At 62.1% G+C, this 13,341-nt stretch carries 13 protein-coding genes and 1 tRNA gene; 5 read left to right on the top strand and 9 right to left on the bottom strand.

The features are described from left to right. Nucleotides 1-771: a tRNA (cytosine(32)/uridine(32)-2'-O)-methyltransferase TrmJ gene (gene trmJ / locus CAF78_RS15280; RefSeq protein WP_085673706.1), complete on the bottom strand. Its 771-nt coding sequence runs from the start codon at nucleotides 769-771 to the stop codon at nucleotides 1-3. A gap of 151 nt (nucleotides 772-922) precedes the next feature. Between trmJ and suhB the strand changes: the two genes are divergently transcribed. After that, nucleotides 923-1,741 carry an inositol-phosphate phosphatase gene (gene suhB / locus CAF78_RS15285; RefSeq protein ID WP_085673708.1) on the top strand — a complete coding sequence of 273 codons (819 nt, stop codon included), beginning with the start codon at nucleotides 923-925 and terminating at the stop codon, nucleotides 1,739-1,741. A 186-nt stretch (nucleotides 1,742-1,927) separates the two neighbouring features. On the opposite strand, the gene CAF78_RS15290 is transcribed toward suhB, so the two are convergent. From CAF78_RS15290 to queA, 6 genes are all read right to left on the bottom strand, one after another. After that, nucleotides 1,928-2,470, bottom strand: a complete 543-nt coding sequence (locus CAF78_RS15290; protein ID WP_085673710.1) for a glycine zipper 2TM domain-containing protein — start codon at nucleotides 2,468-2,470, stop codon at nucleotides 1,928-1,930. 118 nt (nucleotides 2,471-2,588) lie between these two features. Further along, nucleotides 2,589-3,497 carry a protein translocase subunit SecF gene (gene secF, locus CAF78_RS15295; RefSeq protein WP_085673712.1) on the bottom strand — a complete coding sequence of 303 codons (909 nt, stop codon included), beginning with the start codon at nucleotides 3,495-3,497 and terminating at the stop codon, nucleotides 2,589-2,591. Nucleotides 3,498-3,507: 10 nt separating this feature from the next. Then, nucleotides 3,508-5,370, bottom strand: a complete 1,863-nt coding sequence (secD, locus tag CAF78_RS15300) for a protein translocase subunit SecD (RefSeq protein WP_085673714.1) — start codon at nucleotides 5,368-5,370, stop codon at nucleotides 3,508-3,510. A 64-nt stretch (nucleotides 5,371-5,434) separates the two neighbouring features. Beyond that, complete coding sequence (gene yajC / locus CAF78_RS15305) at nucleotides 5,435-5,770, bottom strand: preprotein translocase subunit YajC (protein ID WP_008092587.1); 336 nt, start codon at nucleotides 5,768-5,770, stop codon at nucleotides 5,435-5,437. Between the two features lie 42 nt (nucleotides 5,771-5,812). Next, the gene (gene tgt, locus CAF78_RS15310; RefSeq protein WP_177408547.1) at nucleotides 5,813-6,928 is read right to left on the bottom strand and encodes a tRNA guanosine(34) transglycosylase Tgt; all 1,116 of its coding nucleotides are present in this window, start codon (nucleotides 6,926-6,928) and stop codon (nucleotides 5,813-5,815) included. A gap of 14 nt (nucleotides 6,929-6,942) precedes the next feature. After that, nucleotides 6,943-7,992, bottom strand: a complete 1,050-nt coding sequence (gene queA, locus CAF78_RS15315; protein ID WP_085673718.1) for a tRNA preQ1(34) S-adenosylmethionine ribosyltransferase-isomerase QueA — start codon at nucleotides 7,990-7,992, stop codon at nucleotides 6,943-6,945. 108 nt (nucleotides 7,993-8,100) lie between these two features. Here queA and CAF78_RS15320 point away from each other — a divergent pair. Further along, nucleotides 8,101-8,185: transfer RNA gene (locus CAF78_RS15320), tRNA-Leu, on the top strand. A 147-nt stretch (nucleotides 8,186-8,332) separates the two neighbouring features. Here the strand turns inward: CAF78_RS15320 and CAF78_RS15325 are convergent. Continuing rightward, nucleotides 8,333-9,664 carry a Fic family protein gene (locus CAF78_RS15325; protein WP_085673720.1) on the bottom strand — a complete coding sequence of 444 codons (1,332 nt, stop codon included), beginning with the start codon at nucleotides 9,662-9,664 and terminating at the stop codon, nucleotides 8,333-8,335. A gap of 348 nt (nucleotides 9,665-10,012) precedes the next feature. On the opposite strand from CAF78_RS15325, the gene CAF78_RS15330 reads away from it, so the two are divergent. Continuing rightward, the gene (locus CAF78_RS15330) at nucleotides 10,013-10,660 is read left to right on the top strand and encodes a trypsin-like peptidase domain-containing protein (RefSeq protein WP_085674109.1); all 648 of its coding nucleotides are present in this window, start codon (nucleotides 10,013-10,015) and stop codon (nucleotides 10,658-10,660) included. On the opposite strand, the gene CAF78_RS15335 is transcribed toward CAF78_RS15330, so the two are convergent. Further along, nucleotides 10,633-11,703, bottom strand: coding sequence for a diguanylate cyclase (locus tag CAF78_RS15335; RefSeq protein ID WP_085673722.1), 1,071 nt, complete (start codon nucleotides 11,701-11,703; stop codon nucleotides 10,633-10,635). The two genes, CAF78_RS15330 and CAF78_RS15335, sit on opposite strands and share 28 nt — an antisense overlap. Nucleotides 11,704-11,881: 178 nt before the next feature. Here CAF78_RS15335 and CAF78_RS15340 point away from each other — a divergent pair, with 178 nt between their 5' ends. Continuing rightward, nucleotides 11,882-12,361: a GNAT family N-acetyltransferase gene (locus CAF78_RS15340; protein ID WP_085673724.1), complete on the top strand. Its 480-nt coding sequence runs from the start codon at nucleotides 11,882-11,884 to the stop codon at nucleotides 12,359-12,361. Nucleotides 12,362-12,441: 80 nt separating this feature from the next. Further along, a complete protein-coding gene (locus CAF78_RS15345) occupies nucleotides 12,442-13,332 on the top strand; it encodes a bestrophin family protein (RefSeq protein ID WP_085673726.1) in 891 nt (296 codons plus the stop codon). Nucleotides 13,333-13,341 lie beyond the last annotated feature (9 nt).

The following is a 13,341-nucleotide window of genomic DNA, read 5'->3' on the forward strand; positions in this document are numbered from 1 at the left end:
TCAGTCCTTCCGTTTATGCGGCTCGCCCCGTACGACCTTCTGGGTCTCGGTGAGGATGCCGCGCAAAATGCTCATTTCCGAACGATTGACCGAGCTGCGCCCGTACAGCCGGCGCAGGCGCGGCATCAGGTGCTTGGGTTTCTCAGGGTCGAGGAAGCCAATGTCCACCAGGGTTTTCTCCAGGTGTTCATAGAACAGCTCCATTTCGTCCATGGTCGCCAGCTCGTTGCTGCGCAGCGAGTTGGCGTCGAACTTCTCGACTTTCGAAGGCGCGCCTTCGGCTGCCAGCCAGGCCATGCGCACCTCGTAGGAGAGCACCTGGACCGCGGCGGCAAGGTTCAGCGAGCTGAAGTCGGGGTTCGAGGGAATGTGCACGTGGAAGTGACATCGCTGCAGTTCTTCGTTGGTCAGGCCGGCGTGCTCGCGCCCGAACACCAGGGCGATCTCTTCACCGCCGCTGGCGTGCTCCACGGCCTTGGCCCCGCATTCGCGCGGGTCGATCAACGGCCAGGGGATGCTGCGCTCACGGGCACTGGTGCCCATGACCAGGCTGCAGCCGACCAGCGCGTCTTCAAGGCTGTCGACCACCTGGGCACTGGCCAGGATGTCGTCGGCGCCCGAGGCACGCGCGGTGGCGTCGCCGGACGGGAACTCTTTTGGCTGCACCAGCACCAGACGCGACAAGCCCATGTTTTTCATGGCACGCGCAGCGCCGCCGATGTTGCCGGGGTGGCTGGTATTGACCAGAACAACACGAATATTTTGCAGCAAGGTGTTGTGCTCACAGATGCAGGTTTGGGGGAAATCGATCTTACAGAACCGACCAGCGTAACGCCATGAAAGCAAATGTGACACTTCTGCCGCCAAACTTTTCTGCTAGAATGTTCGGCTTTCTTCTTTAACATCTCCAGGTGACCCGCCCATGCAGCCTATGCTGAATATCGCCCTGCGCGCCGCTCGCAGCGCCAGTGAACTGATTTTCCGCTCCATCGAACGCCTGGATAGCATCAAGGTCGACGAGAAAGAGGCCAAGGACTACGTCTCCGAAGTGGATCGCGCCGCCGAGCAGAGCATCGTCAACGCCCTGCGCAAGGCCTACCCGAACCACTCCATTCAAGGTGAAGAAACCGGCCTGCACGCCGGCACCGGCGAAGAAGGCAAGGACTACCTGTGGATCATCGATCCGCTGGACGGCACCACCAACTTCCTGCGTGGCATCCCCCACTTCGCTGTCAGCATCGCCTGCAAATACCGTGGCCGCCTCGAGCACGCCGTGATCGTCGACCCGGTTCGCCAGGAAGAATTCACCGCCAGCCGTGGCCGTGGCGCCCAGCTCAATGGCCGCCGCCTGCGCGTCAGCTCGCGCACCAGCCTGGAAGGCGCCCTGCTGGGCACCGGCTTCCCGTTCCGTGACAACCAGATGGCTGACATGGACAACTACCTGGGCATGTTCCGCGCCCTGACTGGCCAGACCGCCGGCATCCGCCGCGCCGGCTCCGCCAGCCTGGACCTGGCCTACGTGGCTGCCGGCCGCTTCGACGCCTTCTGGGAGTCGGGCCTGTCCGAGTGGGACATGGCGGCGGGCGTACTGCTGATCCAGGAAGCCGGCGGCCTGGTGAGCGACTTCAACGGTGGCCACGACTTCCTCGACAAAGGCCACATCGTTGCAGGCAACATCAAGTGCTTCAAGGCCGTACTGACCGCTATCCAGCCGCACCTGCCAGAGCACATGAAGCGCTAAGCGCGGATTGCAGGCAAAAAAAAGCACCCCTCGGGGTGCTTTTTTTTGCCTGATGGCTTAGCGCTGCTTGTGCCGGCCCCTTCGCGGGCAAGCCCGCTCCCACAGGTACAGCACAAACCTTGAGACCTGCATCATACCTGTGGGAGCGGGCTTGCCCGCGAAGAAGCCAGCACAGGAATAGTCAGATCACTGCCCGGCTTCGCTCAGGATCAGCTTGCCATTCTTGTCCACAGGAATGGTCGAACCCGGCTCATGATCCATCTTCACCTGCCCGGCCTTGTCGCCGAGGGTGTACTTCACGTTGTACCCAACGACCTTCTCGCTGATGTCGTTGACCGTGTTGCAGCGGGTTTGCGTGGTGGTATAGGTGTCACGCTGCTGCATGCCTTCCTGCACCTTGTTGCCAGCATAACCACCACCGACCGCACCGGCCACGGTGGCGATCTTCTTGCCGGTGCCGCCGCCGATCTGGTTGCCCAGCAGGCCACCGGCCAGGGCACCGACCACGGTACCGGCGATCTGGTGCTGGTCCTTGACCGGCGCCTGGCGGGTCACGGCGACATCCTTGCACACTTCACGCGGCGTCTTGATCTGCTGTTTGATCGGTTGCACGTCGGTGACCTGGGCGTATTCAGGCCCCTTGTTCACCAAGCTGTAGGTGGCGACAGCACCTCCGGCAGTAACACCGACAGCACCCAACACAGCGCCTACGAGCATTGATTTGTTCACATGAACCTCCTGTTGTACCTGCAGGGCTAACCTGCTTTCTCCAAGCCTTGGAGCAAAAAAAAAGGCGCGAGTTCAACACTCGCGCCTTTTTGGCCGCCGAACGGCGTAGGGCTAAGCCTTAGGGGCGGTCATCCACGCCTTCGTTCTTCGCCGGTGGGATCAGGTCTTCGCTGTTCAGGTTCAGCCAGATCAGCACCACGTTGGCGATGTAGATCGACGAGTAGGTACCGGCCATGACACCGATGAACAGCGCCAGGGAGAAGCCGAACAGGTTGTCGCCACCAAAGAACAGCAGCGCGGCGATCGCCAGCAAGGTCGAAACCGAGGTGGCAATGGTGCGCAGCAGGGTCTGGGTGGTCGAGACGTTGATGTTCTCGATCAGCGAGGCCTTGCGCATCACGCGGAAGTTCTCACGCACCCGGTCGAACACCACGATGGTGTCGTTCAGCGAGTAGCCGATGATCGCCAGCACCGCCGCCAGCACCGTCAGGTCGAAGGTGATCTGGAAGAACGACAGGATACCCAGGGTCACCACCACGTCGTGGATCAGCGAGACGATCGCACCCACGGCGAACTTCCACTGGAAGCGGAACGCCAGGTAGATGAGGATGCCGCCCAGTGCCAGGAGCATGCCGAGGCCGCCCTGGTCACGCAGCTCTTCTCCCACCTGCGGGCCGACGAACTCGACGCGCTTGAGGGTGGCCGGGTTGTCGCCGCCAGCCTTCTGCAAGGCCGCGCCAACCTTGGCACCCAGCTGCGGGTCATCGCCCGGCATGCGCACCAGCAGGTCGGTGGTGGCGCCAAAGCTCTGCACCACGGCCTCGTGGAAGCCGGACTCGACCAGCTCGGCACGCACCGCCTTGAGGTCGGCCGGGCGCTCGTAGGTCAGCTCGATCAGCGTACCGCCGGTGAAGTCCAGGCCGAAGTTCAGGCCCTTCTGCCACCAGCTGAACAGCGCCAGCACGGTGAGGAGCACGGTAACGGCGAACGCGACATTGCGCACGCCCATGAAGTTGATGGTTTTCATCGCAGCTCCCTCAAACCCACAGCTTCTTGATGTCACGCCCGCCGCAGGTCAGGTTGACCATTGCACGGGTCACCATGACGGCGGTGAACATCGAGGTGAAAATCCCGAGGGACATGGTGACCGCGAAGCCCTTGACCGGGCCGGTACCCATGGCGAACAGGATGCCGCCGACCAGCAGGCTGGTCAGGTTGGCGTCGATGATCGCGGTGTAGGCGCGGTTGAAGCCTTCGTGAATGGCGCGCTGCACCGACATGCCGGCATTCAGCTCCTCGCGGATACGCGAGAAGATCAGCACGTTGGCGTCCACCGCCATACCCATGGTCAACACGATACCGGCGATACCCGGCAAGGTCAGGGTGGCGCCCAGCAGCGACATCAGCGCCAGCAGCAGCACCATGTTGCCTGCCAGGGCGACGGTGGCGATCACGCCGAAGCCGCGGTAGATGGCGATGATGAACAGCGAGACGAACAGCATGCCCCACAGCGACGCATCGATACCCTTGGTGATGTTGTCGGCACCCAGGCTTGGGCCAATGGTACGTTCTTCGGCGAAGTACATCGGCGCAGCCAGACCACCGGCACGCAGCAGCAGGGCCAGCTCGGACGATTCACCCTGGCCGTTCAGGCCGGTGATGCGGAACTGGCTGCCCAGCGGCGACTGGATGGTCGCCAGGCTGATGATCTTCTTCTCTTCCTGGAAGCTCTGTACGGCAACGTCCTTCTCGACGCCGTCGACGGTCTGCTTGACGTAGCGGGTGACCGGCTTCTGCTCGATGAAGATCACCGCCATGCTGCGGCCGACGTTGCTGCGGGTCGCGCGGCTCATCAGCTCGCCACCGTGGCCATCCAGGCGGATGTTCACCTGCGGGCGGCCGTGCTCGTCGAAGCTGGCCTGGGCGTCGGTGACCTGGTCACCGGTGATGATCAGGCCACGCTCGACCGCGGCGGAACGGTTGCCTTCACGGAACTCGAAGACCTCGGTAGTGGCCTTGGAAGCGCCCGGCTCGGCACCGAAGCGGAACTCCAGGTTGGCAGTCTTGCCGAGGATACGCTTGGCTTCGGCAGTGTCCTGCACGCCCGGCAGCTCGACCACGATGCGGTTGGCGCCCTGGCGCTGCACCAGCGGTTCGGCCACGCCCAGCTCGTTCACACGGTTGCGGACGGTGGTCAGGTTCTGCTTGATCGAGTATTCGCGGATCTCGGCGACTTTCGCCTGGGTCAGCGCCAGACGCAGCACGGCAAGCTCGTTGCGCTCGGTGGTGGTCAGGTCGAAATCATTGAAATTCTTGCGGATCAGGGCACGTGCCTGTTCGCGGGTAGCATCGTCAGCGAAGCCCAGCATCACACCGCCATCCTGCTGCGGCAGGCTGCGGTAGCGGATGCGCTCTTTGCGCAGCAAGGTCTTGACCTCGCCTTCGTAGACTTTCATGCGGGCGCTCATGGCCTTGTCCATGTCCACTTCCAGCAGGAAGTGCACACCACCGGACAGGTCCAGGCCCAGCTTCATCGGGCTTGCACCCAGGTTACGCAGCCACTGCGGGGTAGTCTGGGCCAGGTTCAGGGCCACGACGTAATCATCGCCCAGTGCCTTGCGCACTACATCCTTGGCTGGCAGTTGATCTTCCTGGTTGGTCAGGCGAATCAGCCCACTGCCCTTCTCACCCAGGCTCGCGCCCTTGACGGTGATACCGGCATCGACCAGTGCCTTGCTGACGCGGTCGAGGTCGGCCTGGTTGACTTGCAGCGCCGAGCTGGCACCGCTGATCTGCACCGCCGGATCATCCGGGTAGAGGTTGGGAGCGGAATAAATGAAACCGATCGCCAGTACCACCAGGATCAGTGCGTATTTCCACAGAGGGTATTTGTTCAGCATCACGCCGCCCGTTCAAGACGCGGGGCGCTTTGCGCGCCCCGACTGGAAAAATGAAACCGGTAACTCAGATAGCCTTGAGCGTACCTTTTGGCAGGGTGGCCGCGATGGCACCCTTCTGGAACTTCAGCTCGACGGTGTCGGAAACTTCCAGGACCACGAAGTCATCGGAAACCTTGACGATCTTGCCGGCGATACCACCGTTGGTGACAACTTCGTCACCTTTCTGCAAGTTGCTCAGCAGGTTCTTCTGCTCTTTGGCACGCTTGGCCTGCGGGCGCCAGATCATCAGGTAGAAGATGACCAGGAAACCGACCAGGAAAATCCACTCGAAACCGGTGCCGGCTGGGCCAGCGGCGGGTGCAGCAGCGTCCGCGTATGCGGCGGGGATCAAGAAGCTCATTGGGCACTCCTAATGTAATTTTCTAATAATGGATGCGAACAGTCAGTCCAAAGGCGGCACAGGCAGCCCGCGCTTGGCGTAGAAGGCGTCGACAAAGGCGGCCAATTTACCCTGTTGAATAGCCTCGCGTAAACCGGCCATCAAGCGCTGGTAATGGCGCAAGTTGTGGATGGTATTCAGCATGCTGCTCAGCATTTCGCCACACTTGTCCAGGTGATGGAGATAAGCGCGGGAGAAGTTGGTGCAGGTGTAGCAGTCACAGGTCGGATCCAGCGGCGAATCATCATGGCGATGGAACGCGTTGCGGATCTTGATCACCCCTGTATCGACGAACAGGTGGCCGTTGCGCGCGTTGCGCGTGGGCATCACGCAGTCGAACATGTCGACGCCGCGGCGCACACCCTCAACCAGATCTTCCGGTTTGCCTACCCCCATAAGGTAACGAGGTTTGTCAGCCGGCATCTGGTCCGGCAGGTAGTCGAGGACCTTGATCATCTCGTGCTTGGGCTCGCCGACCGACAGGCCACCGATGGCCAGGCCGTCGAAACCGATGTTTTCCAAGGCTTCCAGCGAGCGCATGCGCAGGTCCTGGTACATGCCGCCCTGAACGATACCGAACAACGCCGCCGTGTTGTCGCCGTGGGCATTCTTCGAACGCTGGGCCCAACGCAGCGACAGCTCCATGGAGGTGCGCGCCACGTCGTGCTCGGCCGGGTACGGCGTGCACTCGTCGAAGATCATGACGATGTCCGAGCCCAGGTCGCGCTGAACCTGCATGGACTCTTCCGGGCCCATGAACACCTTGGAACCGTCGACGGGCGAGGCGAAGGTCACCCCCTCCTCCTTGATCTTGCGCATGGCGCCCAGGCTGAACACCTGGAAACCACCGGAATCGGTGAGGATCGGGCCCTTCCACTGCATGAAGTCGTGCAGGCCGTTGTGCTTCTTGATCACCTCGGTGCCCGGGCGCAGCCACAGGTGGAAGGTGTTGCCGAGGATGATCTCGGCGCCGATGGCCTCGATGTCACGTGGCAGCATGCCCTTGACCGTGCCATAGGTGCCCACCGGCATGAACGCCGGGGTCTCGACCGTGCCACGGGGGAAGGTCAGCCGGCCACGACGGGCCTTGCCGTCGGTGGCCAGCAGTTCGAACGACATTCGACAGGTGCGACTCATGCTTGATCCTCTGGGCCGCGTGGCGCCGGATTGCGGGTGATGAACATGGCATCACCGTAACTGAAGAAGCGGTACCCGTTGTCGACCGCCGCCGCATAGGCAGCCATGGTCTCGGGGTAACCGGCGAAGGCCGAGACCAGCATCAGCAGCGTGGACTCCGGCAGGTGGAAGTTGGTGACCAGGCCATCGACCACATGGAATGGCCGACCTGGGTAGATGAAGATGTCGGTGTCACCGCTGAAGGCCTTGAGCACGCCATCGCGCGCCGCGCTCTCCAGCGAGCGCACGCTGGTGGTACCGACCGCGATCACCCGGCCGCCACGGGCGCGGCAGGCCTCAATGGCGTCGACCACGTCCTGGCTCACTTCGAGCCATTCTTTGTGCATGTGGTGGTCTTCGATCTTGTCGACCCGCACCGGCTGGAAGGTGCCAGCCCCCACGTGCAGCGTGACGAAGGCGCGCTCGACGCCCTTGGCTGCGATCTTCTCCAGCAGCGCTTCGTCGAAGTGCAGGCCGGCAGTCGGCGCAGCCACGGCACCGGCGCGCTCGGCGTACACGGTCTGGTAGCGCTCACGGTCGGCGCCTTCGTCCGGGCGGTCGATGTACGGCGGCAGCGGCATGTGGCCAACGCGGTCGAGCAGCGGCAGCACCTCTTCGGTGAAACGCAGCTCGAACAGCGTGTCGTGGCGGGCGACCATCTCGGCCTCGCCACCGCCGTCGATGAGGATCACCGCGCCTTCTTTAGGGGCCTTGCTGGCACGCACATGGGCCAGCACGCGGTGGCTGTCGAGCACGCGCTCGACCAGCACTTCCAGCTTGCCGCCGGAGGCTTTCTGGCCAAACAGCCGCGCCGGAATCACCCGGGTGTTGTTGAACACCATCAGGTCACCCGGCTGCAGGTAGTCGAGCAGATCCGGGAATTGCTTGTGCGCCAGCGCCCCGCTCGGCCCATCGAGGACCAGCAGTCGGCTGCCATGGCGCTCGGCCAGAGGGTGGCGGGCGATCAGGGAATCGGGGAGTTCGAAGGAAAAATCGGCGACGCGCATGATGATGTTCGGGTTCGACAGGGCCGGGAAGTTTAGCCCAATGCGTGAAAATTGACCATGAAAGCCGATTGACCGACCACGGGCACCTCTCTATACTGCGCGCCACAAGCCCTGATGGCGGAATTGGTAGACGCGGCGGATTCAAAATCCGTTTTCGAAAGGAGTGGGAGTTCGAGTCTCCCTCGGGGCACCAAGATCCGGAAAAAACCGACCTTATGGTCGGTTTTTTTGTGCCTTTGATTTGATGTTTCCCTAAAGGCTGACGCGACCTGTAGAACAGCGTTCAGCCCTATTGAACACGCCAGCGAGTCCATGACGTGCTCTCTGCCTGGGTAGATTCTCAGCAGGGGCGCCCTGCATCAATCCATGCCTTCACCTGCTTCAAGGTAAGCCGATAACGGGCACAGTTGTGCAGTGCGAGGATATCCAGTTCGTTGCGCAACAGCGGTTCGAACTGCACGTTTTCTTCCGCTGGAAGATCCAGCCCAGCCACCACTCGTTCCACCGTCATGCGCTCACGAACGACCGCATTGATCGCCTCGTTCAGCAGCTCTCGATAACGCAGACGAACCGGATCGGGAACACCCATCGCTTCGAGCATCACCCCATACTTGCTGATGGAGCGGCGATACACCCAGACGAACAGGTCCGCCGCCATGGCCATGTCACGCTGCTCGTAAACGCCCATCATGGCCAACGCATAGTCCTGCGGATTCACATCCAGAAACGATAACGGCGAGCAGTTGTAGAGCATCAACGGAATATTGGCCGCCAGCCGGCTCGTGCGTTTGTTGCCATCCTCGAAAGGTTGCAAGTAAGCAAGATTTACCCAGAGGAAGAAGGCTGCCTCGATCGGGTTCTTCACCTGTCGCGCCTTGTCCAGCACCTGTTCGAACATCTCTTCCAGTAGCGAAGGCACCTGGGTCGGAAAGTACGTGGTACCACTGATGTTCACAACGGTCTGGCGAATGCTGCCCAACGCCGTGCCATCGGCAAGCAGGTCCTGCATCAACAGGGCATGCAGGTTGCTGATCACTGCCGCGTTCAGCCCATACTCGGGCACCGCATCGACCATGAACTCGATGGCGGCCTTGTGGTTGAGCAGCATGACCGCATCTAGATCACCGTCCGTTACACCACTTTTGAACAACCTTTCCGCGTCGAGCAGCGTGTACCGGTTACCTTCAAGGTGTGAGGAAGACCACGAGAGGTCGATCAACAAGGGCTCCAGCACCTTGCGCGCATAGGTGCCTGCCGGTTGCTGCCCCCGCATCCGCCCCTCGACTTCAAGCGCGGCAGCCAGCGCGGTAGGCAACCACGCAGTCTGGTTCGGTTGATAGCTGTCAACCAGGCCACGCTGATAGGTGACCGCTTCGCGCATTGCCAGAGGACGAAGCAGCGATGCACGAAGCACGCGGCTTTCCGGTGACCAGGGGATTGCGGCCGAGGCGCCCCGCTCCACTGGGTTTTCGGCGAGCTGGGTTGCTGCAACCGCCTGCCGGTAACGCGTGGTGCGCCCGTCTTTCTCACGCTCGACCTGGCCCGACTTGAGCAATACCTCAAGATGGCGCTTGACCGTCGACCAACTTGCGTCAACGCGCTCGGCTAGTTCACGAGAACTGAGGGCCTCGCCGCCCTGCAAAGCGACCAGAATCCTGTTTGGCAAACTCATGACATCTCCGGATATAGCTCAATGCAGCTCAATATAGCTCAATGCAGCTCAATGCAGCTCAATGCAGCTCAATGCAGCTCAATGCAGCTCAATAGAGCTCACCTGCGATCACTCCCCTCACAAGCCCTCTTTCCCACCCGTTTTTGACGCCAACCCAACGGCCATGGGCCCTCCCGCGTTCCGCTCAATCTATTGGCCAAGCCTTGAGTGATAGCAATAAGCTGTCATTCGTCGGATATATAGTCCGAAAGCATTGATGGCTTAATGACATCTAGCCATAGTTGCGCTCCCTTACGGCCAACCACCGCGTGCCCCATGAACAGAACCGCGCCCTGTCTGGCAGCAATGATGCTGCTGAGTGGGTGCAATGGAATGCCAACCGCATACGTTTCAGACCCCGTCTACGACCAGGCTTTTGTCGTCACCTCCGGTGCCCCCCTCCCGTTGCTGCTGATGGCCACCGCCATCCAGTGGAACGAAGACTATGCCGTCACCGCCAAGCACACGCCGTTCCTGCCCAATGTGGTGCACGAAGGCCTGGGTGACGTGGTGTTCTTCAAGCACAAGGCCAGCAAGGTGCCGCAGTGGCGCCAGTTCGTGCCGGGCGAGTCGGTGACTGCGGTGGGCTTCAACAGCTTCATGATGCCGGTGCAAGGCAAGGGCCGCACGCTCGACTCGCTGGTGCGCCTCGAAGGCACCCCGGGGAGCGTGTTCTACTCGGTGCATGATGGCCCTATCACCAAGGGCATGTCCGGCGGCCCGGTGTTCGCAGACGATGGCAAGGTGGTCGGGATGAACGTCGCCTTCATCGCCAAGGACGGGATCGACGCCCGCAACCGCCCGGACCTGGCCGACAAGGCGCGGGTCAGCGTGTTCATGTCCTACAGCGAAATCGACAAGGAATGGCGCCGTTTCCAGTACCTGGCGCACAAGGGCAAACCGCAGGGCGCACCTGCTGCGATCAAGGGCTATGTGGCGGTAGCGAGCAAACCCTGACCCTCTGCGCCGGCCAGCATGATGCGGTTGCGGCCGGCGCTCTTGGCAGCATACAACGCCATGTCTGCAGCATGCAGCCAGGCTTCGGCGTTGGCCAGCCCTGCGCTGAAAGGCGCGACGCCGATGCTCACGGTCAGTGACAACTGCGCCAGGGCCGGGTCGTGGAAGGCTTCGACGGCCCGGCGCAGGCGCTCGAGAATCTCCATGGCCTGTTCAGTCGTGGTGTCGGGCAACATCACACAGAACTCGTCACCACCGTAACGTGCGGCCGGGTCACGCTTGCGCAGGTGCAGCGACAACGTCGCACTGAGGACCCGCAGGATGTTGTCGCCGACCAGGTGGCCGTGACGGTCGTTGATCAGCTTGAAGTGATCGATATCGATGAGTGCCAGATGGCTGCTGGCCAGGCTCCCCCGGCAACGCCCGAACTCGCGCAGCAGCAGGTTCTGCCAGGCCCCGTGGTTGCTCAGCCCGGTCAGGCTGTCGGTTTCGCTGAGCCGGGCCAGCGCGCGCTTGTGCTGGGCCAGTTGCACGGTGACCTGGTAGCAGATCATGCCGATGGCCATGGGGTAGATCAGCAGAATCGGCAGGCAGGCGAGCATCTGCGCCTGAGACGTCTGGGGGAACAACGGTGGCGCGTACAACCACAGGCCCAGGCCAATACCAATCGTTTGCGCCAGCAAAGTCTTGAACAGCATGTGCCAGCCACCGGCGGCGATTTTGTCCATGGCGATCATCGACAGGATGATCACGCTCGGCAGCGGGTTCAGGCCCATTGCCCCGGCCCAGCAGCCACCGGCGAAACCATCGAAGATCAGGTTGCGCTGCTCGGCACGGAACGGGTGAGCGGATGAACGCGCAATCAGGTAGGCCAGGTGCGGCCAGACAAAGCCATGGGCAGCCAGCACGACCCACACCCACAAACCCGGCTCCAGCGGGGCGATACCGATCAGCACGCAGAAGAAGCCCAACCCCGTACCGATGGCGCGGGGGATATGCATGCGTTTGGCGAAAGAGAGGCCCTTGCCCCGGCGCTCGTTCATGGCGGGATCACCGATAGGTTGCTGTCCTGGAAGTGCACCGGACAGGCTGCGAGGCGAGGAGCGCCCGACGGTTCGGCGACCAGGGCATTGTGCCATCATTTATTTCGCGGCATCAAACCGGGCGGACGAAATGCCCACTATGATGGTGTGGCCATCCCCCCATGCAAAAGGACCTGCCATGCAACTTGTTCACCGCCCCGTCCAGCCCAGTGACATCCCGGCCATCTGCTGCTTCCCGCAAGGCCCGGATGAGCTGTTCTACATGTTCCCCAAAGCCACGTACCCGCTCACACCCGCGCAACTGACCGATGCCATCACCCAGCGCAGCGGTTCGACCGTGGTCGAGGGCGATGGCCTGGTGCTGGGTTTCGCCAACTTCTACAAGGCCGAGCACGGCGGTATCTGCGCCCTCGGCAACGTGGTGGTCGACCCCGCCGCTCGCGGTCAGGGCGTGGCGCGTTACCTGGTGCAATGCATGGTCGACCTGGCCCGCGAGCAGTTCGCGGCGCGGGAGGTCTGGGTGTCGTGCTTCAACCACAACACGGCGGGTTTGCTGCTTTATCCACAGCTTGGCTTTGTACCTTTTGCCATCGAAGAGCGGCAGGCTCGGGATGGCAAGCGGGTAGCGTTGGTGCAGATGAAACAACACGTTCAGTAACACCCCTTAACGATCAGCGCCGAACCATACCCGCCCCTCGACGTCCCATCCTGCATCCCCGGCTTTTCGAGGCAGCTCGTGTGAAAGACGTCATCGCCCGCAAATACCGCCTGATCGTGAAGACCTTTGGCTACATCGGCTGGTCGCTGTTCTGGCTGCTGCTCTGGGACGTGCTGGTCACCATCGATTTCATGCTGTTCTTCAACAGCAAGTTCACCCTGCCGCTGATCCCACTGACCTTGCTGGGTTCGGCGCTGGTGGTGCTGGTGAGCTTTCGCAACAGCAGCGCCTACAACCGCTGGTGGGAAGCCCGCACCTTGTGGGGGGCGCTGGTGAACAGTTCGCGCAGCTTCGCCCGGCAGACGCTGACGCTGATCGATGACGGCGAAGATGGCCTGAACCCGGTCAAGGCGACCTTGCTGCGCCGCCACATCGCCTATGTGAACTGCCTGGCGGCGCACCTGAAGGGTGAAGCCTGCCCGGACGAGCTGATGGCGTTCATCCCGCCGGCGGAGTTCGAGCGGCGCAACCGTTCGAACAACTTCGCCAACGACATCCTCAGTGGCTCGGCGGCGTTGCTGGCCCGGGAATACCAGGCGGGAAGGCTCGACAGCATTCGCCTGGCGCGGCTGGAGTCGACGCTGGTGGACCTGTCCAACGCCCAGGGCGGCATGGAGCGGATCGCCAATACGCCACTGCCCTACCCCTACGTGTATTTCCCACGGCTGTTCATCACACTGTTCTGCCTGATCGTACCGGTGGGGCTGGTGGAGTCGCTGGGCTGGTTCACGCCGCTGGCGTCTACGGTGGTGGGGTTCATGCTGCTGGCGATCGAGCGGATCGGGACGGACCTGCAGAGCCCGTTTCGCTTCAGTGAGCATCAGATTCAGATGGATACGATTTGCGAGACCATCGAGCGCAATCTGGAATCGATGCAGCGGGAAGCGCAGTGTGGGGAGCTGGTGCAGTGAATGGGGCTG

It is taken from the genome of Pseudomonas sp. R28(2017), from assembly GCF_002112505.1.
Classification (GTDB): Bacteria; Pseudomonadota; Gammaproteobacteria; order Pseudomonadales; family Pseudomonadaceae; genus Aquipseudomonas.